Below are 26,094 nucleotides of genomic sequence, written 5' to 3' on the forward strand. Positions count from 1 at the left end.
ATTTTTTCGTGTTTAACATTGGGAAATATAAGGGGAATTAATTTGAAGTGCGAACTAGCGCATGTTTCTTGTTAATATCGGGCTAAAAGTGCGAAATAGCGATTGTCATAATCGTTTTTTTGGGATAAGTTGGAAAAAATTAGAGCTTCCCTTTAAGGGGCTGGTTCAAAAATAGAGTACAAAGTTAACGAAAGGTGAGAAGCGTTGCAAACAGGCAAACCCAACTTTATCAACTTATCGCAATCCCGTTTGCAGAACTTATCATCAAAACAGAAGAACATTCTATTAATGGGTGGCCTGTTGATTGGCGCTGCTATGCTAATGCCTAATAGTAGCAATATCATGCCTACTGCACAGCGGATCCCTATTACCCTCGATATCGAAAATATACTACCTCAAGTTTCTGAGTCTCAAGAAACCGAAAATAGTGCATTCATCAGTAATATCCCTCATTTCGAACGCGTTATTGCCTCTGGTGATACATTGAGTGGGTTGTTTTCAAAAGCGGGCGTTGATCAACAGACTATGTATAAGGTGTTAGAAGCTGATTTAAATATCCTCGCACTTGATACTTTATTACCCGGCAACAGAATTCAATTTTGGTTAGATAACGAAGGCCAACTACAGAAATTAGAACTTTATTTTAACACTGCCCGCCAAGTTGTTTTTACTCGTTATGAAGATGGTAGTTTTAATGTTGAGGAAGTTAACGTAGAAGGTGTTTGGCAAAATCGTATTATTAGTGGGGATATTAAAGGCTCTTTTTATGTTTCGGCACAAAAAATGGGTTTAGCGGCCGCCGACATTCAGCGCATTGAAGATTTACTCAAAGAAAAGTTAAATTTCGCCCGTGATTTACATGCTGGTGATCAATTTTCTGTTTTGGTAAATGATCAATATGTTGAAGGCGAAGCCACAGGAAGTAGCCAAATTTTAGGGGTGACAATTAAAACGGGTCGGTCTGAAATTAGTGCATTCCAATATTCTGATGGTAGTTATTATGATGCTAAAGGGCAAAGTTTAGTTCGCGCATTCCAGCGTTATCCGTTAGCTAAGCAACCGCGCATGAGCTCTCGTTTTAACGCATATCGTAAACATCCTATTACTGGCCGTATTTCACCACATAACGGTACTGACTTTTCCGTTCCTATCGGCACTAAAGTTATTGCACCTGGGGACGGTATCGTAAGTTTAGTGACAGACCACCAGTTTGCCGGTAAATATATTGTGATTGAGCATGGTGGTAAGTACCGTACTCGTTATTTACATTTATCTAAAGCACTTGTGCGTAAAGGCCAACGTGTTACTCGCGGACAAGTTATTGCTTTATCGGGTAATACTGGGCGTTCGACAGGGCCACATTTACATTATGAATTCCATATTAACGGTAAACCAGTTGATCCGTTAAAAGCAGATATTCCAATGTCTAGTCAGTTAGCCAACCAAGACTTACAGATATTTACTAACTTAGTCGAGAGTCGCCAAGCGATGATGAACTTAGGCTAAGTAATTGGCTTAGACGATGAATTAGAGTTGATTAAAACCTGAATAATCCATAATAACCACATTACTAGAGATATAAAAATACCGATAACACTTAAGTGTCATCGGTATTTTTATATCCGTTATGTCACTTATCTCAAGGCTATGTTATTTACACCATAATAGTCTCTGCATTCTATAAGCATTTTTCTTATCACAAAATTAGCTTAAATTTTATTCAAACTTATCGGTAATGAATGTATCAGAATAAGATAAGAGCGCAGTAAAGGCTTAGTGATTGTCGTGAGTATATGTGTAGTTGAGAGAGCTTAATGGCAGAACTTAGCGTTCGAGTGTCCCATTGAATAATTGGGATACAGTGATTGAGAGCAATTATTTAGATCATCGTCTATTAACTGGTTTGAGGTCTTTGAATTATTTTTTAGCGCACACAGACATTATCTGCCTTTGAATACTGGACCATTTACTTTAGCAACCAGCATCGCTTCATTTTAAATGAGGAATATTATTATTTAGGCGTCGACCGTATTGGTCGAATAAGGGGATATATTGGCATCGATGCAGGTTAATAATAGACGCAAATCAAACTCAAATTGATGATAATCTGGCTCCATATGGATACACAAATTATAGAAAGCCTTGTTGTGATCTTTTTCTTTTAAATGGGCAAGTTCGTGTACAACAACCATCCGTAGTAAAGGTTCTGGTACGCGCTTTAAACGTGAAGATATACGGATTTCGTTCTTTGCTTTGATTTTATTGCCTTGAACTCGTGCTACATAAGAATGTAACCCAAGTGCATGATGACTCATGCTAATTTTATCATCAAAGATCACTTTGGATAGTGGGGATGACTGGCGTAAAAATTGATTTTTAATCGTTTGGGTATAATCGTACAGCGCTTTATCGCTGCGAACACTGTGTATGACAGGATGACGTTTCAACAGTAGCTTGGATAAAGTACCCGCATCCAGATGTTGCTGTACTTGCTGCTGGATCTCAGGGCTATAGCCGCTTAGGTATTTTAATGAATTCATAAGGTATTTAGCTCCGAATAACTTCGGAGCCTAAGTCATCACACTACTTATATCTTGCCAAAAATATGGCGATTTTGCTGGGCGTAGGCGGCTTCAAAAGCAAGCTGTTGTACCTTTTTAAGGTCTAAGCTATCAAAATCGACTTGTGGTGGATTACGCTTATTTTGCTCTTTTATGGTTACTGGAGACAGTAAGTTCACTGGTAATTCACCTAGTTGAATGGCGGCTTCCAGTTTAAAACTTGTTGCAGAGCCTGCTAGTTTGCCCTTTTGCTCACGCTCAATGATAACGACTTCATCAACATGATAATCCTGCATAAGCTTATGGAAAGCGAAATGAAATTCACGGATAGCTTCTGTGGTTGCCGATTGGGAAACGGTGAAAGAGACCTTGCGACAATCTGGCACATTGAAGGTTTCACCTTCATAGCTCAATAAACTGATAATGGCTTCGCCACCTTTTAATTCAACACCACAAACTCTCATGTTACACCTTCAAAATATCGATAATAGCGCTATTGTAGCTGGAAATGACTTAAGGGTCAGTGTTTACCATGCGCTTTTGGTTCGCTTGGTGACAGACTGATGCACATAGTGCGTCAATTTCCAGTATTAGATCATGCCAATGTGTTTTATATCAGAGATAACATCTGATGTTAAATCCATGGGTATTTATTCTGTAATTTTTTTAAACTTCTTCGGTATCATTATCTTGTAGTAATTTTGCCGCAGCAGGTTTTTTACGCATAGGTGCATCACCGATATCAACGCCTGTGATGAAACGCTTATCCCGTGATGGTGCAGGTGTGGCTGCTTTTACTCTTTTGCTCTTACCTTTCGTCACGTCTGCTTTCGCTAAGCGTTTTACTGGCGTCTGTTTCGCCTTACTTTGTAGCCCACTAAACTTAGCTTCTAGACCTAAAATAGTGCTGATATCAAAAGTCTTTCTGAGGAAAACTTGCACTTTTTTGAAGTTATCCCAATCCTTTGGCCCAACGAGTGATACCGCATCGCCTTTCGCGCCAGCACGACCAGTACGACCAATACGATGCACGTATTCCTCGGCAAATTTAGGCATGTCGAAGTTAATCACTAAAGACACATTCAGTAAGTCCAAACCGCGCGAAGCAACATCGGTTGTTACTAGCACTTGTTGTTGGCCACGAGCAAATTGGTCCATGATTTGGTTTCGTGCCGATTGCTTTAAATCGCCACTTAGGGCTGAGGTTGCAAAACCTTGGGCGGTTAATTTAGCCGCTAAGCGCTCAGTATCAGGGCGAGTGGCGGTAAAAATGATGACTTGCTTATGAGTTTCGTCTTTGAGCAAACGAGCTAACAACGCTTCTTTATGGTCTAAGTGGTCACATAAAAAGATGCGCTGATGGATATCGTTATGTTCTGAGTGAGCAGCGCCAATGGCGACATGCGCAGGATTTTTTAACAAGGTTGCTGCGATATCATTGATTTCGTCATGATCTAAGGTTGCCGAAAACATCAATGTTTGACGACGTTTATGGTCGGCAGCTTCGTTGATTGCTTTCAGTTGTGGAGCAAAGCCTAAATCTAACATGCGGTCGGCTTCATCGAGCACTAATAACTCTAAACCATTTAGGAATAGGTTTTTTTGCTCTAAATGATCAACGATACGACCTGGGGTCGCCACAATAAAATGTGGCTCTTTTGCGAGTGCTTTAGCTTGGTCGTTAAAGTTCTCCCCCCCTAATACGCTGATCGCTTTGTATTGAGTGTTGGCGACAAGCAGACGAAGTTGGCTATAAACTTGATGTGCTAACTCACGAGTAGGTAATAAAATTAAGACTCTAGGATCGCGCTTTGACAGTGAGCGGGTCGAAATAACTCTTTGCAATGCGGGTAACAAAAACGCTAAGGTTTTACCTGAGCCCGTTTTTGATGACGCCATTAAATCTTTACCTGCCAATGCGATAGGCAGTGCTTGTTCCTGGATGGCTGTGGGCTCAGTAATGCCCATGTGTTTTATGCTTTGTAGCAGACGCTGGTCCAGAGAAAAATCAGTAAATTGCAAAGGTATACCCCCTAAATCTTAGTAAGGGCAGATTATAGCCTTAATCCCCCTTACTCAGCCATCCACATTGATGATTATCTGCACTCTAGCGCTTGAATGATGTTGTGATGGTGTGATTCAAACTTACATTACTGTTTTTGTTTACATTGAAGTTACAAAATTAATCATACAAATTTTATTGATAAGCTGTGGATGTGAGCGTGTTTTACGCTATCGTGTTATGCAGTATGTAATTGGAGAATAATTTATGGCTAGTGGAACAACTCCCACTGTGGGTATTGCGCTTGGCAGCGGCGCTGCGAAAGGTTGGGCACACATTGGCGTATTAAATGGTTTAGCCGCAATGGGAGTTAAACCTGATAAAGTTGCTGGATGCTCAATAGGGGCATTGGTAGGCGCCGCTTATGCCCATGAACATTTACCAGAATTGGAACAATGGGTACGTGGTTTCTCTAGTTGGGATGTACTGGGTTTGATGGATATTCGATGGCGCAAAGGTGGCCTTATTGGCGGCGATAAAGTATTTGATGTGCTGCATGCCCGCATAGGAGATGTGGATATTGAGAAACTTAACCGTCCCTTTGCCGCGGTTGCGACTGATTTATACTCGGGTCAAGAGATTTGGTTTACTGAAGGAGATTTACGTCAAGCGGTGCGAGCTTCTTGTTCTATGCCAGGGATTTTAGCCCCTGTACGTCAAGGGGAACGTTGGTTAGTCGATGGCGCAGTGGTTAATCCTGTGCCTGTTTCAATGAGCCGTGCCATGGGTGTTGATGTGGTGATTGCAGTTGATTTATATGGCTATCATTCAGGGCGTGTCCAAGCATTGCCTGTTAATATGTCCAGTCAAAAAATACCTGCAGCAAGTGTTGAGATACCCGCACGACAAGAAACGGGTTTTATGGATTTATTTGCCCGCGGTCGAGATTATGTGAGTAATTTGACGGATAAGTTTTCTCTGGGCACTAAATCAAATCCAGGAATGATAGCGGTAATGTCGCAGTCGATGGGGATTTTAGAACAAAGACATAAAAGAGCACGATTAATGGGCGATCCACCTGATATTTGTATTGTGCCTGAAGTGGGTAATATTGGGACGATGGAGTTTCATCGTGCCGATGAAGCTATTGCTGCGGGTGAAGCTGCCGTAGAAAAAGTGGCTCATTTGATTGAAGCCGCACTCTGGAAAGGTTAATAACAGTCGCCCCAGAATAAACAGGGCAGCTAAGCAAGGCAGGCGATTGATATCAAATAATAAAAGTCGGCATTCGTCTCGCTATACCGACTTAATATTTTCTTAGCTGTAATGTTAAGCTAACTGTTTAGCTTAACATTAGTTGTCCTTAAGCCAGCTTTACTAGCATTTTACCGCGATTTTTACCTTCAAATAGGCCAATAAATGCATCGGGTGCTTGTTCTATTCCCTGATAAATAGTTTGCTCAGCTTGCACTTTACCTTCAGCTAACCATTGCGCCATTTTTGCTGCAAATTCAGGATAGTGGTCCCAATGTTCAAATACGATAAAACCTTCGAGTTTTAATTTTCGCATCACAATCAGGGATAAATTATCTGGACCAGCGGTAGGAGTGGATTCGTTATAGAGTGAAATCATGCCGCAGACGGCAATTCGCCCGTGATCTTTCATATTACTCAGTGCTGCGGCTAGATGTTCACCCCCAACGTTCTCAAAATATACGTCCACACCCTCTGGTGCGGCTTTTGCTAAGGCTTGAGTCAGATCGCCACAGGTTTTGTAGTTGATGATGCTATCGACACCATAACTTTGTAATAATTGAGCTTTTTCATCTGAGCCAACCGAGGCAACTACTCGAGCGCCCATCAACTTACCAAGCTGACAAGCGACACTGCCTACTGCGCCAGATGCGGCTGAGACAAACAGCGTTTCACCCGCTTTTAAGTTAGCAATACGTGTCAGCCCCGTCCATGCTGTCATGCCGGGCATACCCAGTACGCCTAAAAAATGTGAGCTATCTAATTCAGTTTGTGGCAAAGCTGTCAGTCCATCGGTATCAGTTACGGCATGTTCGCGCCAACCTAACATGCTGCTGACTTTCGTTCCCACAGGAAACTCATTGTTTTTAGAAGCGATAACTTCACCAATAGCGCCACCTTCTAGTACTTGATTTAACGCGAAGGGCGCAATATAACTCTTGCGATCAACCATGCGACCACGCATGTAAGGGTCAACAGACATCCACAGGTTTTTAATCAGCACTTGTCCGTCAGCAAGTGGCGCTAAGGATTTATTTACCAAAGCAAAATTATCAACAGATGGCATGCCTTCTGGGCGACTGGCTAAATGGATTTCACGGGTTTGTGTAATAGGATTATTCATAAATGACCTTTTGTTTGTGCGCAAACTAATTGCAATAACTTTACGTGGGTTAAGGATTAAATGCAAATACTTTGCGCACAAACTAGATGCGCTAAAGTGGATAGAGTAAGATGCAGTATGTTTGAATGACAAATGCCTAAACGTGACACATATTCCAGCCAAACCGAAAAGAGATGCAATCATTTCGACTCATACTGAAGAGGCGATAGATAAACTGTGTTTATCTGATAATGTCTGCTTTGCACTTTATTCTGCGAGTAATGCGCTGGTGCGCGCTTATCGGCCGTTGCTCGAAGCATACGGGTTAACCTTCCCCCAATATTTAGTGATGCAAACCCTGTGGCGTCAAAACGGTTGTAGTCAAACGCAGTTATCCGCGGCAACTAAGCTCGATATGGGCACTTTAACGCCTATCGTTAAGCGACTTGAGGTGAAAGGGCTGATCACGCGTTTAGTTTGTGTGGATGATGAACGGAAAAAACGGGTGACGCTGACCAGTCAGGGAGAAGATATTAAGCATGAGGCGTTAGCCTTAAAGCAAACGCTGCTCGATAAAGTGCAGCTGGATGCTGAGGCACTCGATTTATTGCGCCGCCAATGTCTTGCTCTGATTGAGGACTTACAGTCCTAGGCATAAGTCTACCTAATATCCTGTGATGGGATAGTGATGTGCAGGGATAGCTGTGTGAAGGCCTTAATTCTAGCTAGGCATAGATTCATACTTGATTGGCTTAATTTTTGCTTTAAAACTACCAATTAGTCTTAGACGCCGAATTATTGACAATGAATTCTATTGCAAATAGCTTCAATCTTACTCGTAGTAGTACCAGTGTCGCCGATGCTTATGGTGCCAATAGCCAAAAAACCAATACGGCTAAAACAGATAGCACTATTACGTCAACCAAACCTCAGCCAGATACGACTAAAACAGACGCGACAAAAGCGGATGAAATCGCACTGTCACCTAGGGCGCAGCGAGCACAGAAAATTCAGTCGATGGCGAAGGATTTCTTTGCCGATGGCCAATTTGGTGTCGCGAAGATCCCTGCGTTAGTGTCACGTTTACAAAAAGACGGGATTTTATCGGACATGCAACTCGAACGTTTATCCAAAAATGGTATAACAGTTCCCAGTACGACAGAGCCAAGCAAGCAGTCGCTACAAGATTTTGTCGATGATGAACTTAAATCACTCGCTAAAAACTCGCCAAATAATCCGCTGGTTAATACCTTGATAGATGCTAAAAGTGTTTTAAATAATATGGATGATGCGCATTCGCCAGTATTGGCGCAAAAAGCCACTAAGACACTCGGACAGTTAACTGATTATTTGAATTCAGAACCAGCGTTAACCGATACACAAAAACAGCAATGGCAGGGGCTTAAATCAATGATGCAATTGGCCTCATCGATGGGGGCGCATCAGTCTGCATCGGGTCAGTTAAGCAGTTATCTGGCACTTGCTAAACGTTAATATGCCGACGTATATTTTGTTAATATCAAAGCCATTTTTTATTTATTGAAAATGGCTTTGTGCTAATTGTTATAAAATCACACCTATTTTATCTCCCATCTATTTATTTTCTACCTACCTATTTTATCCTCCATCTATCTTGCTTTATGACGAAGGTCAAGGCTCTAAGTGTGGATCATCGGCTATTACAACACTTCTGCTTTGTTCTTTTCTCCTATCTTGAAAACCATGATCTGGATCATAGAAACTTTAATGTCGATGCCGCCTAATACGCTACATATTGTGTTTGCTGAATCATTGGTTACTACATGTGGTGTTTGATTCGGTCTAAATGGAGAAGGACTCACTAATGCCAGTCGTGATTAAGCGGGATGGTTGCCGCACACTTTTTGATGAAACAAGAATAAGAGATGCGGTTATAGCCGCTGCAAACTCGGCAGGTATTGAAGATACTGATTATGCTGCAACAGTTGCTGCCAGTGTGAGGCTGCAAGTGGCGACATTAACCGAAGTGGATATCCATTATCTGCAGGATGTCGTTGAAAACTTACTGATGGAAGGCCCGTACAAGTCGCTGGCACGGGTGTACATCGAATACCGTCACGATAGAGATATATGTCGTGATGCGACCAGTAAACTCAACCTTGAGATCCGTGGTTTAGTTGAGCAGAGTAATGCGGCATTGCTTAATGAGAATGCCAATAAAGATTCCAAAGTGATCCCGACTCAGCGGGATTTACTCGCGGGCATAGTGGCAAAACATTATGCCAAAAGTCATATTTTGCCAAAGGATGTGGTTGCTGCCCATGAAGCGGGTGAGATCCACTACCACGACTTAGATTATTCGCCGTTTTTCCCTATGTTTAACTGCATGCTAATTGATTTGGCAGGCATGTTGACTCACGGCTTTAAAATGGGCAATGCTGAGATTGAAACGCCAAAATCGATTTCTACAGCAACGGCGGTCACCGCGCAAATCATTGCCCAAGTGGCGAGCCATATCTATGGTGGCACGACCATTAACCGTATCGACGAAGTGTTAGCGCCATTTGTCGCCAAGAGTTATGACAAGCACTATCAAACCGCATTAAATTGGAAGATCACCGACGCCAAAGCTTTTGCCACTGCGCAAACTGAAAAAGAGTGTCACGATGCGTTTCAATCACTCGAATACGAAGTAAATACCTTGCATACCGCCAATGGACAAACACCATTTGTAACCTTTGGCTTTGGTTTAGGTACTTCGTGGGAATCACGCTTAATTCAGCAATCTATGCTCAAAGTGCGCATGGCAGGTTTAGGCAAAAACCGTAAAACAGCAGTATTTCCTAAGCTCGTATTTGCTATTCGTGATGGCATCAATCACAAGGCTGGCGATTGCAATTATGATGTCAAACAAATGGCGCTCAAATGCGCAACTATGCGTATGTATCCCGATATTCTTAATTATGAACAAGTTGAAAAAGTCACTGGTTCGTTTAAAACTCCAATGGGTTGTCGAAGCTTTTTAGGCACCTATGAAGAAAATGGCGAACTCGTGCATGAAGGGCGTAATAATCTTGGGGTGGTCAGTTTAAATCTGCCGCGGATTGCCTTAGAAGCACAGGGCAACGAAGCCGAGTTTTACCGTATTTTGGATAATCGATTAGTTTTAGCTCGTAAAGCTCTGGATACTCGCATTGAGCGACTAAACGGCGTAAAAGCCCGTGTTGCACCTATTTTGTATATGGAAGGTGCCTGTGGCGTACGTTTACGAGCAGATGATGATGTGTCGCAAATCTTTAAAAATGGTCGTGCGTCAATTTCACTCGGTTACATTGGTTTACATGAAACCATTAATGCACTTTATGGCACCCAAACCCATGTATTTGATAATGCACTATTAAGGGAAAAGGCCGTTGCCATTGTTGCTTATCTAAAAGCCGCTACTGATGCTTGGAGAGTTGAGACGGGTTATGGCTTTAGTTTATATAGCACGCCAAGTGAGAATCTTTGCAGTCGCTTTTGTAAACTAGATGCCAAACAATTTGGTCTCGTTGCTGGAGTGACGGATAAAGGCTATTACACCAATAGTTTCCATCTTGATGTTGAAAAGCACGTCAATCCATACGATAAAATTGATTTTGAGCAGCCATATCCTGCGATAACCAGCGGTGGATTTATTTGCTATGGCGAGTATCCCAACATGCAGCATAACCTTGAAGCGTTAGAAAACGTCTGGGATTATAGTTACAGCCGTGTGCCTTATTATGGCACTAACACCCCAATTGATGAATGCTATGACTGCGGTTTTACCGGCGAATTTAGCTGCACCAGTAAAGGCTTTACGTGTCCTAAATGCGGTAATCACGAACCTAGCCGTGTGTCGGTAACGCGCCGGGTTTGCGGTTACTTGGGCAGCCCTGATGCTCGGCCATTTAATCATGGTAAACAAGAAGAAGTTAAACGTAGAATCAAACACTTGTAATACTTATATCTAAACAACCTGGAGATACTAAAACTGGTATTTTCAGGTCGTTTGGGAATTGACCTTATTCTGCTTGTTAGGCTTATTTCATGGTATCAATGGTGCGATGACATAAGTCTTAATATTAAAATGGCATTGCACTATGAACTATAAGCTATGAATTATCATCAGTATTTTCCTATCGATGTAGTGAATGGCCCTGGTACGCGCGTGACCCTATTTGTATCTGGTTGTGAGCACCAATGCCGCGGTTGTTATAATCAAAGTACTTGGGATGTCCGCTCAGGGCATTTATTTGATAGCGTGATGGTAGATAGGATTATTGCTGATCTCAGTGATCAACGAATAGTGCGCCGCGGTTTATCCCTCTCGGGGGGCGATCCTTTGTTGCCCGCTAATCTTGATACTATTTTGGCACTGGTCAAACGCGTTAAAACTGAGTGTCCGAGTAAAGATATATGGTTATGGACGGGCTATGTATTTGATGAGTTAAGTGATAAACAACGCGCGGTATTACCCTATATTGATGTGCTGGTGGATGGAAAATTTGAGCAAAATCTTGCCGATCCGAGTTTGATGTTTCGCGGCAGCAGCAATCAGATCATTCGTTTGTTATAAAAGCGGTAACGAGGATCTGCAACTTACTGCTATAATCTGAGGCCTTGACACAGATGCTAGCATAATCAGGCTAAGATTTTACTGTGGCTAACTTAGGTAATTTAAGGTAACAGAATGAATTTAAAGCAAGAACTGCAGCAACTTAACGATAAAGTCGATAAATTTCGTCGTAAACTTGCTGCGGCTGAACAAAGAGGCGATGACGTGGTTATTGCCCAGTTCAAACGTGAAATCGCTGCCGTCACTAAGCAAATTGCCAGTGTGAAAGGACAGCAAACTCGCTTATTGAATAAGCAAGGTTCAGATATCAAGGATTTACCTTTCCACCGTGCTTTGACAAAAGCAGAGCAAGCGGACATGGGTAAACTGAAAAAGTCTGTAAAAGGGTTGGTAGTTATCCATCCTATGACGGCTATCGGCCGTGAGATGAGACTGACTGAAGTCACTGGATACGCACCCGAAAAATTTTAATGTGTGATCGGATGCCACAAGTACCAGATCGAGTGTCGGTCCTGAGCTTGTGGCCTTTGACTTTATGCACTGCTTCGTTTTAATCCACTCTTTCGTGCTGACCATCTAAAAGTGACACTCATGCTTGGTTTAGTTGATTAAAACACTAAAGTATTTCTGAATGTTCAAAAACACTTTAGAATGCTGCGCTTAGTTGGCTAAGTGCCTAATCCTCAGTTGTTTCTAGGGATTTTATTTGTCTCATGGAATGAGAGTTGTCGTTAAAGGTTAAATATGTCGATAAAATTTGTCGCAACGTCAAAGTTACCCACTCCTTGGGGCGTGTTTGCCATGCATGGTTTTGAAGATACGGAATCAGGTAAAGAGCATGTTGCGCTGACATTTGGTACGTTCAGTACGGATGAACCTGTGTTGGGTCGTATTCATTCCGAGTGTCTAACCGGCGATGCCTTATTTAGTTTGCGTTGTGACTGTGGTTTTCAGTTGCAAACGGCGATGCAAAATATTGCCGAAACGGGCAGTGGCTTTATCCTCTATTTACGCCAAGAAGGCCGTGGCATTGGTTTGTTAAATAAAATTCGCGCTTACGAGTTGCAAGACAAAGGTGCCAATACCGTTGAAGCTAACGAGCAACTGGGTTTTGAAGCCGATATGCGCAAATACGATATGATTAAACCTATGCTAGAACAGATAGGTGTTGAACATGTGCGTTTGATGACCAATAACCCGCGTAAAGTTAAAGCAATGCAAGAGTGTGGTATCGAAGTCGTTGAACGTGTGCCGTTGCAAGTCGGTAAAAATCGTTACAACGAAGCCTACTTAAAAACCAAATCTACTGAGCTTGGACATCTGATGTCTGAATATCATTTTATGGATGAAAATAAGTAGTTTTGTATTTATGATGATTCGACCGATTGGGTCAGTGATGAGGAAGGTTTAAGTTAATTGAGCCATTTTTTCAGTCGGTTGTTATTATTGTTTGTAATGTGCTGGGCAATGGGGGTTACACCTATCACCTGCGCTAATTCATTTTCTGCTGTAAAAGTTATTCCATCTTTGCCCCAAACCAATGAGCCCACCGTTGATGCTAATGACAGTAATCCGATAGAGACGAGCGATAATCCTAATTCAGTTTATGCATTTGGTAGTTATTTAGGCACAGGTGTTTATCGCGCCGCAAACCAAAATGCGACTGTTGTGAGTATCCCATTAAGTTTCGATTTAAAAAAGGACAGTGATAGCCAGACTTGGTTACGCTTACCTATCTCCTTTGGCTTTTTTGATTATTTAGCCCAAGATATTACCGAAGGTGAGTTGCCATCATCAATCGGCACTATGACAGTGACCCCTGGTGTTGAGCACCATTGGCAGGCTAGCGAAAATACTCGAATGGAAGCGTATCTGGATATCGGGTTTGGTACTAATTTTGATAAAGGCGATAACGTTGCCATTATTGCATCAGGCATCAGTAGCTTGTATGACTTTAGCCTCGCGGGACAAGATGCTGTATGGGTGTCCAGATTACACTTTGCTGGTTACAGTGAGCACTATGGTAAGTTTGCTGACCAATTTGCTGTGTTACAAACCGGTGTCGATGTGGGATTAGCGCCGCGCTGGCAGTGGTGGAGCTTTCAGGTTCAACCGAGAGTATTTGCAGTGGGTTATTGGTATTTTAATGAGCTCAGATTTATCAGTGAAATCGAACAAGATACTATCGTTTCAGGTAGTTATGAAGCAGGATTTTCTCTCGCCTTCTCTAAGTCCCTTGGAGGAAAATTACTCGATATTGACCGCATAGGATTAAGCTACCGCCGTGGTGATGGCTTAGATATTTGGCGCTTAATGTTCAGTTTTCCTATCTAGATTAGTTGAATTCATTTCGTTGGATATGGATTAATAATATGGTAAAGGCTTTGCGTAAAGTCGTTTACGTTAAGCTGACTCCTTTGCATCGCGTATCTTTTGATCCATTAAAGTTGCTATTTGACCACTCAGTTGCATGATTTGTTCTTGGATAAGCTTACGCTGCTGATCTGCGGCGTCTGAGTCATCGCCCTTCAGTTTAGCCAGCATTTCCTGTAAAGCTTTTATCTGCTCTTTTATCTTTTGGACTTGCGCATCAATTATTGACTTTGGTTCTTCTGAGGTGGCAGTGTCTAATTGTTCCTTTTGGGCAGAAGCTTTATCTCTTAAGGTCGAGCCGACATCTATGGATAGTGCCACACGGCCAGCATTAGAAATGGAGACGGTATCTTGAGCATCCGGAGAGTCTGTTGTTGGCTCAGTATTCGCCGCTTTTGTGGTTGGTGTCGCTGCGATATATGCGTTTGATACTGGCGTAAAAGCTGAACCTGTTGTGGTGCTATTTATTCCATTGATGTTCATTAAATGCTCCATTAGGCACAAACTAGGTTAATTCTCAAAACATTATCGGCCATTCATGTGAAAACTAAAGCCAAGGTCGTTTTTTAACTAAAAAGTAGAGTTCGGTATTAATGACAATACAGCCCTTATCTCAGAGCTGTTTAAGCATTACTAAGTCTAGAATATTAACTCTTACCCCAAATATGTTTATTTACTTTGCCATCTACGCTCGGTTTATCGCTGGTAGCTGATTTATTTGGCGCCGCTTGAGCCACTTTATGGTTGGCGACTTTTGCCTTAGGTTTAGCAGTAGGCTTTTTGCCCGCTTGCTTGGTTTCCGCTTGTGTTGGTGGTAAAGGTAATTTATTGGCCCTCAAATAGAGATATTCGACCTTATCACGCGCCCAGTCATTTTTGCGCAAAAACTGTAAGCTGGACTTAATACTGGGATCGTGGGTAAAACAGCGAATATTAATTCTCTCGCCTAAATTCTCCCAGCCGTATCGCTCGACTAAATGAGTAATAATAGTTTCTAGTTTGAGGCCGTGCAGCGGGTCATTCGATTGATTCATATTATGCATCATGGTGCAGTGTGCTATGGCGCGAGTATAGCATTTTTGTATTACTGATACAGTGCGTGGCTCTTATCGAATAAATGGAGAGTCAGTGCCGAATAAAATGAGCTTTGCGGGTAATCTGTGAGGTGGTGATGAAAACAGGCGCAATTAAGCGCCTGTTTTATAATATTCCAATTTAATGATGAGATTAATCGTTAACCGTCTCTTTTAGCTCAGTTTCAATGTGTGAGTCAATTTCGCCTTTACCTTTCGTTTTTACAATCAATAACGCAGTAATCACTAAGGTGGTGATTACACCCGCTATGGTTGATACCGTCATCGGCAAACCTGCGCCTAAGGTCGATGAGTTCAGTAGGAATGCAATTACCACAGTAGTCATAAACATTGCAGGGATTGTCGCAATCCAATGCAGCTTGTTATGGCGTAGTAGATAAGCCGATGCAGTCCACAGCATTAACACTGCAGTGGTTTGGTTCGCCACACCGAAATAGCGCCAAATGATGCCGAAGTCCACCTGAGTTAACATGCCGCCGATAACAAATAGTGGGATAGCTAACACTAACCGTTTTGGCAGTGAGATTTGTGGCATGTTGAAAAATTCAGCCAAAATCAAACGTGCAGAACGAAAAGCGGTATCACCTGAGGTAATCGGCAGGATAATTACGCCTAAGATAGCCATAAAGCCACCAACAGCACCTAATAGACCAGTAGAAGCTTCATATACTACGTTTGCTGGGTTACCAGACATCCCCGCGCTTAACCCTTCAACGCCACCAAAATAAGACAGTGCAATGGCGCACCAAAGCAGGGCGATGACACCTTCGCCAATCATGGCACCAAAGAAGACGAAGCGACCATTAGTCTCATTTTCAACGCAGCGTGCCATTAAAGGTGATTGTGTGGCATGGAAACCCGACACCGCACCACAGGCGATAGTGATAAATAGGGCAGGCCAGAGTGGCATGTCATTTGGATTTAAGTTTTGGAAGAAATCGCCCGCTTGCACGTTAGGCAGTAAGGTGTGCTCGCTTGATAACATAATCGCGATAGCTAAACCAAATGACATGAAGAACAATAAAGCGCCAAAGAAAGGGTATAGACGACCGATAATTTTATCGACGGGCACCACAGTGGCAATAAGATAGTAGATAAAAATAATACCTACAAAGATACTGACGTCCCAACCGGTTAATTTACCAAGTAAACCCGCAGGCGCAGAGATAAACACCACACCGACTAGCAGTAACAGCACGATGGCAAACACGTTCATAAAGTGTTTGGCGCTCTTGCCTAAATATTTACCCGCAAGGTTTGGCACCGATTGGCCACCGTTACGTACAGATAGCATGCCAGAAAAATAGTCATGTACAGCACCTGCAAAAATGCAGCCGATTACAATCCACAGCATGGCCGCAGGGCCATAAAGTGCACCCAGGATAGGGCCAAAGATTGGGCCTACGCCTGCGATGTTTAACAATTGAATCAAATAAACTTTGCCTTTAGACATAGGTACAAAGTCGACGCCATCAGCCTGAGTGAAAGCCGGTGTTTGACGGTTAGCGTTAATGCCGAAGACTTTTTCGACAAAGGCGCCATAGATAAAGTAGCCGCCGATCAGCAGACCGACACAGAGTAGGAACCACATCATTTTTGTTATCTCCCCATTTGAGTTCTGGCGAGTGTAAACACGTTGTTTATATAAAACTGAGCAATATCAGTCAGTGGTCGAAAATGCAGTCTGAGCGGTAATAGGTGAGATTGAGTGGTTGCGCCTTTATGTTAACAGCAGGTGTTGTCCGACATTTGATGGCGAACAGCATGACCAATAACATGCCGTTAATCGGGTTTGGATGCTGCCTATTGAAAGCCGAAAAGCTGTTTTAGACTCTTAAGATAGCGGCGTGATACGGGCACTTTATCACCCATATGCGTGGTGACTTGTGCGCCGGTATCTAATAGTTCAATTTCAGCAATAGCTTTCGGTGAGATCAAATACTGACGATGGCAGCGCACCAGTGGAGTCTTTTCTTCAAATATTTTTAAGGTTAATTGAGTATGCACTTTACCTTTAGTGCTGGCCACATGAATGCCGCTTAAATCGCTAAACACATATTCTACGTCTTGGATGGCAATCACTTTGAGCTTATTACCGCTATAGCACGGAATATGTTCAAGATTTTTAGGGGTAATAGCGTCCATTAACTGCGGTGCGAGGTTTTTACGCACACGAGTGAGTGTTTTACTGAATCTTTGTGCATCTATCGGTTTGAGCAAATAATCGAAGGCATGATTATCAAAGGCTTTGACAGCAAACTCGTCGTAGGCAGTAACAAACACGATTTTGGGCATAGTGTCAGGATCGAGCATGGCGATAAGTTCCATACCTGAAATCCGCGGCATTTGGATATCGAGAAAAACCAGTTGAGGTTTTTCCTTTGAGATCATATGCAATGCTTCAATGGCGTTGGTACATTGACCTATGATATGCATATCGGGCTCTTGCCCTAAAAGGTCGGCTAATTCTTCGCGAGCAAACAGTTCATCGTCGACAATTAAACAAGTAATCACGTGCCGATTCCCATCGTTGATGTTTCAGGAGATTCTATTGGTAATCGAATGGTGACACGGGTTAATTCATCGGGATCGCACGTTACTGTGACACCATATTGTTCGCCAAAAAGATTCTGAATGCGCTTATGTACTAAGTTCATCCCAAGCCCCTCTGAGCCTTCAATGGGGTGATATAAGCCAGCATTGTCTATGACTTCTAATTCCAATACATTATTTTCTAGTTTCCCCGTCACTTTAATTTTCCCTTGCTCAATCATGTGTGAAGTGCCGTGTTTCACCGCATTTTCGATAATAGGCTGCAGGGTAAAAGCTGGTACCTTACAGTGATAGAGTGATTCAGGTATCGCGATACTGACATGTAATTTATCAATAAAACGTGCTTTTTCAATGGTGAGATAAGAAGCGATGTGATCTAGCTCATCACCTAACGTCACTAAACCTGTAGTTCGTTTTAAATTGATGCGTAAAAATTGAGATAATTGCTGCAGTAACTGTTTCGACATATCGGGATCGCGCTTGATAATCGCGCTAATGGTATTAAGGGCATTAAACAAAAAATGTGGATTAACCTGTGCCTGCAGTAATTTAAGTTCGGCTTGAGTGAGTAAATTTTGTTGTTGTTCAAAACGGCCATAAAGTATTTGGTTTGATAATAAACGGGCAATACCTTCACCTAAGGTACGGTTAATATTCAAAAAAAGTTTATTTTTAGGCTCGTAAAGTTTAATAGTGCCAATCACTTCTGTGTCACTGCGTAGCGGGATAACGAGGCTAGAACCAAGGCGACAGTGAGTTGAAATAGAGCAGGCATAGGGCATTTCAACGCCATCGGCAAACATCACCTTATTTTGATTGATGGCTTCTAAGGTGATTTTAGATGAAATTGGGGTGCCTGGAAGATGGTGATCGGCGCCGATACCGATAAAAGCTAATAGCTTGTCTCTGTCTGTAATCGCGACCGCGCCAACGTTGGTTTCTTCAATAACAATCTGAGCGACGAGGCTGCTGCTCTGCTCGTTAAATCCTTTTGACAATAGCCCAACACTGCGTTCGGCTATTTTTAATGCCTTAGTCGAAAAACTAGAGGACAGTTTGTCAAACATGGCCTTTTGGTCACGGATCATACTCATAAACAGCGCTGCACCGATGGAGTTGACCAACAACATGGGCGGTGCAATTTGACGGACCAATGCCCAGGCATCATCAAAAGGATGGGCGACCAGAAGGATAATGCTCATTTGCATCATCTCGGCATAAAGGGTTACGAGGCAAACGAGTAATGGATTATAGATAAGCTCACTTTTACCCGCACGCCTTAAGTAAAAGCTTATCATCCCCGCCGTGAGTCCTTCTAACGTGGTTGAAATCGCGCAGGCTAAGTCGGTAAAACCGCCCATGCTATAGCGGTGAAGCCCACCAGTGAGTCCGACCAGAAAACCAGTCACTGGCCCGCCCAATAATCCCCCTAATACCGCACCCATTGCGCGCGTATTGGCAATCGCTCCAGAGGTTTGTTCGCCAAAATAGGTTGCCATAACGCAGAAACTTGAAAAAATCAGATACATAAAAATTTTATGTGGCAGACGGGGGGATGTTTCGGCAAACAGTTTAAACAGCGGCGTTTTACTGACCAAGTAAACAATCACTAAATACAGCGACATCTGTTGGGTCAACAAGAGAATTAAGGACATAATGGCTCACATTATTGTCACAGATGTCGGCGCAGTAGTATCAAATTGAAATTGTATGCGCGAGATCAGAGTTCAAATTCAACCGTTAAGATATAAAGAGCAGCATATTGCATCTTTAGGAGGACATATGTCCAATTCTGTTCACGGTCATGATGTTATAGCGCTGATGGTAGCTCAAGGGGCCGCGATTATAAAGCCTGAATTAATTTCTTTAATGGGACAACAGTTTGGCTTATCGGCGCGATATCATACGTGTAGTGCCGTTGATCTTAGCGCTGAAGCATTGTTACAGTTATTGACGCACAAAGGAAAATTACTCGACACGCCCCAAGGTATTGAACTCGCCGCGGGCAAACAATGTGATCATTGATTAAAGAGTAATATAACCAGAAGCTGCCTACTTCCAATCAATGACTCTGGCTAAAGGTTAGGTTTCGCTATGACGTTTGTTGGCAATGATTTCTTGTTGTATGGGCGTCAGTTGGCTAAATTCATTGATTAGAATACGCAGTAATCGAGACTTTGCGATACCAGTCGATTTTGAGAGTGTATTAAGCTGAGAGATACTATTTTCAGTGAGGGTAAAGGTTGCATGACGATAAATTTTTGTCGATTTTTTATCTAACCCTTTAATAAAGGCCGACGTTGTAGGTGCGGTTAATAAACTTTTTTTACCAAAGGCATAGTTATTAGCATCTTCAATAAAATCCTCGACAGAGACTGACTTGATGGGCTGCTTAGGTCGCTTACGTTTAAGATCAGTTAAGCTCATAGCTATTTTCTGATGGTATTGCGAATAATTCATCCGCTATAGCGCGGATTTCATCGGCAGCCTTACCATCGGGTTCGACTTCGACCACTGAGGAGCCTTTTTCTTCACTGTCGTCATAAATATTTCGACAAAACGTGACCGAGTTTAGCACTCTTAATCCGAAGGATTTCACCACATCTTTCGCTTCTAAAATACGTTTAAATTGCGTGGGCAGAGCAGGGCATTGGGTCAAAACTATTGTAGATATCATTTTGGGGTTGACCATCTTGCAGGTACTTAGCATGTCTTCCATGTGAGGTAAGGTTTTTAGATCACGTCTCTTTGGTCTTAAAGGGATCACAACATAGGTCGCAACTGACATTGCAGCGCGCATGGCTAAGTTATCCTGCCCCCCGCAGTCTACAATTACGTAATCAAATCGGTCATTGAGGCTCAATAAATCGTTACGGATTTTGCCATAAAGTTGAATGCAATTAATGCTTGGCAGGCTGGGATCATTGTTTCTTGCTTGGATCCAATCTGAAGTGGTGCGCTGGGGATCGCAATCGACCATGAGAACATTGGCTTGAAATTTTTGCTGAATATACACCGCAAGGTTTTGAGCTAAACAACTTTTCCCGCTCCCTCCTTTTTCGCCTCCTACCAACAAAATCATGTTACGCCCCTTAATGAACCTAGCAATGAATTGAGTGTAGAACAGACACACTAAACCTGCGAAATTTAAGTTTAATTAAAGGAGTTGTATGGCGATATGGTAGCTGTGCTCATGGCATTTAGCACAACGGCATACTTGCCCCTTTATGGTATTTTGTTGTCTAGTATTGGCATTAAAGGTCACTTCAATTAGCTCACCTAATGCAAAAGGTTTTTTATAATCGAATAAAAGCCCACGTCTTGCTAAGTCGATACATACGCCTTCGTCGGTTTGTGTTTCACCTTGGGCATCGACCCAATTTAACACTATCCGTTCTGCTTCCATGTCTACACGTAATGACGTACGTTTTTCTTCGAAACCAATAGAATGACTGCCCATAACTTAATTACTCCGTCAGTGGTTTATCTTAGTAAAACTAGCATAATGGCTTTTGGGCAGAATACCAATGTGAATGCGAGGTCTTTAAGTGCCACCTTAATATCAAGACAATTAATGTCACTCATTAAGGCAGCAATAGCACCCATTTAGTTGCTGATTAATTATCGTATTCTTGGTTTTTCGGGTAAGGCATTTTTAATTGTCCCCAACGGATCACTATAACGGTCGCTGCTAAAACAAGCGTAGATGCTGATATCGCTACGATACGCCAGTCATCCATACTTTTCATATCTAATATCAAATAACGCGCTAATGCCACAATTGCAATATAAAGCGGCATACGCACGGGTAATTTACCTGATTCGAAATAACTCGCCACCATGGCTAGAACTTCTAAGTAAATAAAGAGTAAGAGTAAGTCAGCTAGCATCACCATACGTACAGAAATAATATGAACAATTTCTTGGCCGATGGCGACGATAGTGGCAATAGCGATGAGAAATAAGACTAAGTGTTCTACGGCTTTAAGGCTTTTAGAACCATATTGGCGATAAAATGGCATGGAAGTTCCCTACTAAATGTTTGTATAAATACTAACAGTAAAAAAATAATTAGCAGGGAAAACCTAGCTAAATATCCGTGACTTAATTCACAGATATGTATGATCGTAGGCTTTACTACAAAGCCCGTCTTAAGTGATGTTTAACCGGGACGACCATCGGTTCTGGCTTGACATAACATCGGGCCATAATAAAGGCAGAAACAACCGAAGGCGACTAGCCAACAGATAATCGTGCTGAGCAATAGCAGTGACGACCAAAGGGGGAGTATTCCCGCTAGCACTCTGAGTAACACTGCCAGTAGCATTAATCCAAAGCAATATGGCATTAAACGCGGTGGTTGCAATGCTTTACCGGTATGACCTAACGAGACCCTAGCCATCATGGCTAAAATCATTCCGCCTAAACCACCAACGGTAATTGCGTGCATACCGACAGACAGAGGAAACCCCAAAGCGATCAGTGCTAGACCAAGCGGGATGCAAACATAACTGAGATGCAGGGACCACAGTAGTGGAACACGCCAGCTTGCATGCCAACCCCAACGATGCCAGCGTAACAGCAAAACTAAGCTCGCAATGCCCGCAATGCTGCGAATGAAGATGTCCTCTTGCAGGACGATACTCAAGACAAGTGCAGCAAGACTGATAAAACTTAGCCATTCGAGTGCCGGAATAGAACTCTGACGTTGCCATTGTGTGGCTTTTTCTGTGAAAAAGGGAATAACTCGACCACCTAAAAGAGCCACTATGGTGCTCATTAGAATAACCGCGCCGTATAAACCAATGTTTACCCAGTTAAATTGATTTGTCAGTACGCCGTAATAACTCAGCGCATTCATTAGGGTCAGTAAAGTAAAGATAGGGATGAATACAAAGTTACGCCATTGACGAACACGGATTACTGAGCGAGCGATTAGCGCTGCGGTGAGGGGTAAAAATAACAAGTCGATAAACATAATCAGTTTAAACGGCACTGCTGCTGGCACAAGGAATAACAGCCGAGGTAACAACCATACGACAAATAACCCGATTAACACTGGTCCTTTTGCTCCAGGCTGGCCTGTCCAATTTTGTACCGCCGTTAATAAAAAACCGGCTACGACAGCACAAACGAAACCAAAGATCATTTCGTGTCCATGCCACCAAAGAGGATTAAGTGAAACGGGTAAGAGGCTAATTCCTGATAGAAATCCTCCCCATATTCCTAAAGCGAGTACGCTAAATAAGCTGGCAAACAGGAAAAATGGTCTGAAACCTAATCTAAATAAAGCTATTGGAGGCTGCAAATGCGCGGGATCATCAATGTTCAACATAAGTCACTCTTGAGTATCTGACTAAATTTGTCAGGCATTATAAGGTTCAAATAAAATGAATGTATATATATCAATATGAGTATACATTCTTTAAGTTGATTAAAGATAAATATCCCTTTACTGGGCTAAATTAAATTCAAACTTTTTACGTGATGGCAAGCACATATTTAACGTAACTAAGTTGATTTTTATGCATAAATTTTAATTTACAATAAAAGGTTATTTGTACGGTTAGCGAGAGAGTAGTTGATTGCGGCTAAGTAGAGGATAGTGACTGATGAAGCGTTCAGTTATTGATTGGCGTTGATATATTATCGCTTATGTTGTGCACTGGGGAGATTACACAACATAAGCTGCAAGGGCTGAAAGATTATTTATTTTTACGTTTTTGCCATTTAAACATAATCGAATATTTCCATAGATTATTAATTAGCAAATAACCCACAGCAGCAAAAACGATGCCGAGTACCAAACAGCCAAGTAAGAAGGGCGGACCTATGGTGGCAAGCGATGCTTCAATCCATTGCCAGCTTGCTTCAAAGGTAAAATCTTGTGGAGCATGGCCGAGTATTTTAGCTCCGAGCAAATAGGCACCATAAAACATCACCGGCATGGTTAACGGGTTAGTTATCCATACTAATGCAACAGAAACGGGGATATTAACGTTAAATAGAATAGCAAAAGCAGCAGCCACGACCATCTGAAATGGCATTGGGATCCAAGCAACAAATAATCCTACTGCGAATGCGCCAGGAGCCGATTTGCGATTAAGTGCCCACAGATTGGGATTATGTAACAAGCGTCCGAACATGCGTAAGTGTTTATGCTCACGCAAGGTTTCAGGCTTAGGCATAAATCTTTTGATAAATTTTTTTGGCATAGGCTGAAATTACTGTCTTAACTTAATTCACTATGAATCGATTCATGTTTGGCTTTAGTGCCATTTTGTTATCAGCGATGTTGTGGCCTTCGCTGCCGCCAGTCAATTATTTACCCTACCTTGTTGCTGGGGCGTTAATCATACATCGAAAAATCCCTATTTGCGCAGGTGGACTCTTTTCAATTGCATGGCTAACTATTTTTTGCTTAGGCTTATCTAGGCAGGATCTTCCGATGTTACAACAACCTATACAGGTAAGAGGCGAAATCATATCACTAGTTAGTCGAAACAGCGACTGGCTAAGTTTGGATATATCCTTCATTAAACCAAATTTAATCTTCGTGCCAAATGCAAAATTGCGTCTATCGTGGAAAAATCCGCCAGAAGTCGATGTTGGTCAAGTGTGGCAATTCACCTTAGCGCCAAAGAGTATAGCGAGCGTGTTAAATCAAGGGGGTTATAACGAGCAAAAACAATTTATCAGCCAACATCTTGTTGGTAGAGGGCGAGTTATTGATGCGCAATTGCTTGAGGTTTCATCTTCACTGCGTAATGACCTTATCAGCTCGTTAAAACCCGAATTAACCTTATTGCCCCAAGGGGATATTTTACTGGCGTTACTTTTAGGTGATAAGCAATTGATTTCAAAAGAGCGTTGGCAAGCTTTAAGGCAAACAGGGACGGGCCATTTAGTGGCGATTTCTGGGTTACATCTCTCGGTGGTTACAGCATGGATATACACTTGCCTGTTGTTCGGTTTAAGTCGTTTTATGCCACATCAGAGTCGGCGTAATATCACTCTTGCGTTAGTCACTGCCGGAATCAGTGCCGCTTTTTATGCTTATTTGGCCGGTTTTGGGATCTCGACTCAACGTGCTTTAGTGATGATTTTATTATTAATGTTGTTAAGTTTACTAAAGCGATTCTCCTCGGCGTGGGAGCGCTTGTTGTTTGCTCTGTTTATGGTATTACTGCTTGATCCATTGGCTTGTTTAAGTGCTGGATTTTGGCTGTCGTTTTGTGCTTTAGGCATCATCTTATACACCTTAGAAATTCAACCTAAAGAATTCACCTCAATCTCAACACGAAGGACGCGTGTATACACAGGATTAATGCAGTTTTGGGCCATTCAGTGGCGCTTAAGTCTTGGGCTTGGATTACTGCAAGCCGCACTATTTGGCGGCGTGAGTTTACATAGCTTGTGGATGAATATTTTAGCAGTACCTTGGTTTAGCTTTGTGGTGATCCCGTTAGCTATGGCGGGATTTATTTGCTGGTGGCTTGGGACTGCGTTTGGATTATCTTGGTTGGTGTTACTGCGCCTGAGTGATTGGAGTTTATCGCCCTATGCATGGCTGTTAGATATAAGCCCGCAATTACCAGCCCATTGGTTAACGCTTTCAGACTCAACATTAGCCTTAATATTATCTACTTTTATTGGTGGGATATTGTGGCGTTATGTACCTAAAAATAAGCATTATCTCCCATGGTTAAGCATGCTGAGCTTACTGTTTATCCCCATCCTACTTGCTTGTATGACCTTGTGGCCTAGTGTTCACTCCAACCGATGGGCTATGCATTTACTTGATGTGGGCCAAGGTTTAGCTGTGGTGATTGAAAAGAATGGCAGAGGATTTATCTACGATACGGGCGCCGCTTTTGGTGATGACTTTAGTTATGCAGAGCGAGTGATATTGCCATTTTTAAAAGCAAAGGGTATTCAAACTATTGACTATATAGTAATTAGCCATGGTGATAACGATCATGCTGGTGGCGCTGCAATCTTAATCGATGCTTATCCTGCTGCGCAGTTAATTACCGATGTGGTTGGGCTTAATGGGCAAAACTGTCGGCCAAGGCATATTAAATGGCAAGGCTTAAATGTGAATTTACTCTCACCACCTCAAGTGCAAGCTGGTAATAACGGTTCTTGTGTGGTGCGCATTAATGATGATTGGCAAAGCCTGCTACTGACGGGAGATATTGAAAAACAAACTGAAGCCGCACTATTAAGGAGTGAATATATATTACAAAGCGAAGTTCTCGTGGCGCCGCACCATGGCAGTAAAACGTCATCAACAGAGGCCTTTATCGATGCCGTTGCGCCTAAATTAGTTTTATTTTCAGCAGGTTTGGCCAATCGCTATGGTTTGCCTAAACCTATCGTGGTAGGACGTTATCAGCAGCGAGATATTATGCACTTCACTACAGGAATAGAAGGGCAGATTAGTGTGATTTTTCAGCAGTCTGAGCGTGAGGTAAAGACTTATCGTGGTGATTTAGCGCCATTTTGGTACAACTCTTTGTTTAGATTTGGTGACTTTATTAATCCAGAGTAGAATGCCCACTTTGCCATAATTT

26 protein-coding genes are annotated in these 26,094 nt (G+C 42.4%); 11 read left to right on the forward strand and 15 right to left on the reverse strand.

What is annotated here, in order from left to right; all coding sequences use genetic code 11:
• The first annotated feature begins 204 nt into the window (after positions 1 to 204).
• Positions 205 to 1,506: a peptidoglycan DD-metalloendopeptidase family protein gene (locus C9I43_RS04835; protein ID WP_107882441.1), complete on the forward strand. Its 1,302-nt coding sequence runs from the start codon at positions 205 to 207 to the stop codon at positions 1,504 to 1,506.
• Between the two features lie 509 nt (positions 1,507 to 2,015).
• On the opposite strand, the gene C9I43_RS04840 is transcribed toward C9I43_RS04835, so the two are convergent.
• From C9I43_RS04840 to C9I43_RS04850, 3 genes are all read right to left on the reverse strand, one after another.
• Positions 2,016 to 2,540, reverse strand: coding sequence for a M48 metallopeptidase family protein (locus C9I43_RS04840; RefSeq protein ID WP_107882443.1), 525 nt, complete (start codon positions 2,538 to 2,540; stop codon positions 2,016 to 2,018).
• Between the two features lie 47 nt (positions 2,541 to 2,587).
• Positions 2,588 to 3,025, reverse strand: a complete 438-nt coding sequence (locus tag C9I43_RS04845) for a DUF3010 family protein (protein WP_107882445.1) — start codon at positions 3,023 to 3,025, stop codon at positions 2,588 to 2,590.
• Positions 3,026 to 3,227: 202 nt separating this feature from the next.
• Positions 3,228 to 4,583, reverse strand: coding sequence for a DEAD/DEAH box helicase (locus tag C9I43_RS04850; protein WP_107882447.1), 1,356 nt, complete (start codon positions 4,581 to 4,583; stop codon positions 3,228 to 3,230).
• 247 nt (positions 4,584 to 4,830) lie between these two features.
• On the opposite strand from C9I43_RS04850, the gene rssA reads away from it, so the two are divergent.
• Complete coding sequence (gene rssA, locus C9I43_RS04855; RefSeq protein ID WP_107882449.1) at positions 4,831 to 5,778, forward strand: patatin-like phospholipase RssA; 948 nt, start codon at positions 4,831 to 4,833, stop codon at positions 5,776 to 5,778.
• Between the two features lie 148 nt (positions 5,779 to 5,926).
• On the opposite strand, the gene C9I43_RS04860 is transcribed toward rssA, so the two are convergent.
• Positions 5,927 to 6,940: an NADP-dependent oxidoreductase gene (locus C9I43_RS04860; RefSeq protein ID WP_107882451.1), complete on the reverse strand. Its 1,014-nt coding sequence runs from the start codon at positions 6,938 to 6,940 to the stop codon at positions 5,927 to 5,929.
• A gap of 178 nt (positions 6,941 to 7,118) precedes the next feature.
• Here C9I43_RS04860 and C9I43_RS04865 point away from each other — a divergent pair, with 178 nt between their 5' ends.
• The 7 genes from C9I43_RS04865 to C9I43_RS04895 all read left to right on the forward strand — a co-directional run bounded on the left by C9I43_RS04865 (position 7,119) and on the right by C9I43_RS04895 (position 13,832).
• Positions 7,119 to 7,571 (forward strand): MarR family winged helix-turn-helix transcriptional regulator, encoded by a 453-nt coding sequence (locus tag C9I43_RS04865; protein ID WP_258191993.1) that lies wholly within the window; start codon positions 7,119 to 7,121, stop codon positions 7,569 to 7,571.
• A gap of 152 nt (positions 7,572 to 7,723) precedes the next feature.
• Complete coding sequence (locus C9I43_RS04870) at positions 7,724 to 8,413, forward strand: hypothetical protein (RefSeq protein ID WP_107882453.1); 690 nt, start codon at positions 7,724 to 7,726, stop codon at positions 8,411 to 8,413.
• Between the two features lie 349 nt (positions 8,414 to 8,762).
• Positions 8,763 to 10,880 carry an anaerobic ribonucleoside-triphosphate reductase gene (nrdD, locus tag C9I43_RS04875; protein WP_107882455.1) on the forward strand — a complete coding sequence of 706 codons (2,118 nt, stop codon included), beginning with the start codon at positions 8,763 to 8,765 and terminating at the stop codon, positions 10,878 to 10,880.
• 156 nt (positions 10,881 to 11,036) lie between these two features.
• Positions 11,037 to 11,498 (forward strand): anaerobic ribonucleoside-triphosphate reductase-activating protein, encoded by a 462-nt coding sequence (gene nrdG, locus C9I43_RS04880; RefSeq protein ID WP_107882457.1) that lies wholly within the window; start codon positions 11,037 to 11,039, stop codon positions 11,496 to 11,498.
• A 114-nt stretch (positions 11,499 to 11,612) separates the two neighbouring features.
• Positions 11,613 to 11,969, forward strand: a complete 357-nt coding sequence (locus tag C9I43_RS04885; RefSeq protein WP_076498282.1) for a YibL family ribosome-associated protein — start codon at positions 11,613 to 11,615, stop codon at positions 11,967 to 11,969.
• A 273-nt stretch (positions 11,970 to 12,242) separates the two neighbouring features.
• Positions 12,243 to 12,857 (forward strand): GTP cyclohydrolase II, encoded by a 615-nt coding sequence (ribA, locus tag C9I43_RS04890; RefSeq protein ID WP_107882459.1) that lies wholly within the window; start codon positions 12,243 to 12,245, stop codon positions 12,855 to 12,857.
• 96 nt (positions 12,858 to 12,953) lie between these two features.
• Positions 12,954 to 13,832, forward strand: coding sequence for a hypothetical protein (locus tag C9I43_RS04895; RefSeq protein WP_373455345.1), 879 nt, complete (start codon positions 12,954 to 12,956; stop codon positions 13,830 to 13,832).
• Positions 13,833 to 13,901: 69 nt separating this feature from the next.
• On the opposite strand, the gene C9I43_RS04900 is transcribed toward C9I43_RS04895, so the two are convergent.
• The 5 genes from C9I43_RS04900 to C9I43_RS04920 form a co-directional block, all read right to left on the reverse strand.
• The gene (locus tag C9I43_RS04900) at positions 13,902 to 14,354 is read right to left on the reverse strand and encodes a FlxA-like family protein (protein WP_076498289.1); all 453 of its coding nucleotides are present in this window, start codon (positions 14,352 to 14,354) and stop codon (positions 13,902 to 13,904) included.
• Positions 14,355 to 14,518: 164 nt separating this feature from the next.
• Positions 14,519 to 14,914, reverse strand: a complete 396-nt coding sequence (locus tag C9I43_RS04905) for a VF530 family protein (RefSeq protein WP_107884041.1) — start codon at positions 14,912 to 14,914, stop codon at positions 14,519 to 14,521.
• 184 nt (positions 14,915 to 15,098) lie between these two features.
• Positions 15,099 to 16,559 (reverse strand): carbon starvation CstA family protein, encoded by a 1,461-nt coding sequence (locus C9I43_RS04910; protein WP_076498292.1) that lies wholly within the window; start codon positions 16,557 to 16,559, stop codon positions 15,099 to 15,101.
• 209 nt (positions 16,560 to 16,768) lie between these two features.
• On the reverse strand, positions 16,769 to 17,479 hold the full coding sequence (gene btsR, locus C9I43_RS04915) for a two-component system response regulator BtsR (protein ID WP_076498295.1): 711 nt from the start codon (positions 17,477 to 17,479) through the stop codon (positions 16,769 to 16,771).
• Complete coding sequence (locus C9I43_RS04920) at positions 17,476 to 19,173, reverse strand: sensor histidine kinase (protein WP_107882463.1); 1,698 nt, start codon at positions 19,171 to 19,173, stop codon at positions 17,476 to 17,478. Before C9I43_RS04920 ends, btsR begins: the two co-directional genes overlap by 4 nt.
• A gap of 127 nt (positions 19,174 to 19,300) precedes the next feature.
• On the opposite strand from C9I43_RS04920, the gene C9I43_RS04925 reads away from it, so the two are divergent.
• Positions 19,301 to 19,543: a YecH family metal-binding protein gene (locus tag C9I43_RS04925; RefSeq protein WP_107882465.1), complete on the forward strand. Its 243-nt coding sequence runs from the start codon at positions 19,301 to 19,303 to the stop codon at positions 19,541 to 19,543.
• 57 nt (positions 19,544 to 19,600) lie between these two features.
• Here the strand turns inward: C9I43_RS04925 and C9I43_RS04930 are convergent, their stop codons facing one another.
• The 6 genes from C9I43_RS04930 to C9I43_RS04955 all read right to left on the reverse strand — a co-directional run bounded on the left by C9I43_RS04930 (position 19,601) and on the right by C9I43_RS04955 (position 23,733).
• Positions 19,601 to 19,945 (reverse strand): ribbon-helix-helix domain-containing protein, encoded by a 345-nt coding sequence (locus tag C9I43_RS04930; RefSeq protein WP_107882467.1) that lies wholly within the window; start codon positions 19,943 to 19,945, stop codon positions 19,601 to 19,603.
• Positions 19,932 to 20,600, reverse strand: a complete 669-nt coding sequence (locus C9I43_RS04935; protein WP_076498304.1) for an AAA family ATPase — start codon at positions 20,598 to 20,600, stop codon at positions 19,932 to 19,934. Before C9I43_RS04935 ends, C9I43_RS04930 begins: the two co-directional genes overlap by 14 nt.
• A gap of 75 nt (positions 20,601 to 20,675) precedes the next feature.
• Complete coding sequence (locus C9I43_RS04940) at positions 20,676 to 20,978, reverse strand: PilZ domain-containing protein (RefSeq protein ID WP_076498306.1); 303 nt, start codon at positions 20,976 to 20,978, stop codon at positions 20,676 to 20,678.
• A gap of 157 nt (positions 20,979 to 21,135) precedes the next feature.
• Complete coding sequence (locus tag C9I43_RS04945; protein ID WP_107882469.1) at positions 21,136 to 21,540, reverse strand: phosphate-starvation-inducible protein PsiE; 405 nt, start codon at positions 21,538 to 21,540, stop codon at positions 21,136 to 21,138.
• A gap of 140 nt (positions 21,541 to 21,680) precedes the next feature.
• Entirely contained in the window at positions 21,681 to 22,853 is a 1,173-nt protein-coding gene (locus C9I43_RS04950; protein ID WP_107882471.1) for an NnrS family protein, read from the reverse strand.
• A gap of 370 nt (positions 22,854 to 23,223) precedes the next feature.
• Positions 23,224 to 23,733: a DUF2062 domain-containing protein gene (locus C9I43_RS04955; RefSeq protein ID WP_076498315.1), complete on the reverse strand. Its 510-nt coding sequence runs from the start codon at positions 23,731 to 23,733 to the stop codon at positions 23,224 to 23,226.
• 32 nt (positions 23,734 to 23,765) lie between these two features.
• Here C9I43_RS04955 and C9I43_RS04960 point away from each other — a divergent pair, with 32 nt between their 5' ends.
• Positions 23,766 to 26,072: a DNA internalization-related competence protein ComEC/Rec2 gene (locus C9I43_RS04960; protein WP_107882473.1), complete on the forward strand. Its 2,307-nt coding sequence runs from the start codon at positions 23,766 to 23,768 to the stop codon at positions 26,070 to 26,072.
• Positions 26,073 to 26,094: the final 22 nt, after the last annotated feature.

The sequence above is a fragment of the Shewanella morhuae genome, from assembly GCF_003028295.1.
Classification (GTDB): Bacteria; Pseudomonadota; Gammaproteobacteria; order Enterobacterales; family Shewanellaceae; genus Shewanella; species Shewanella morhuae.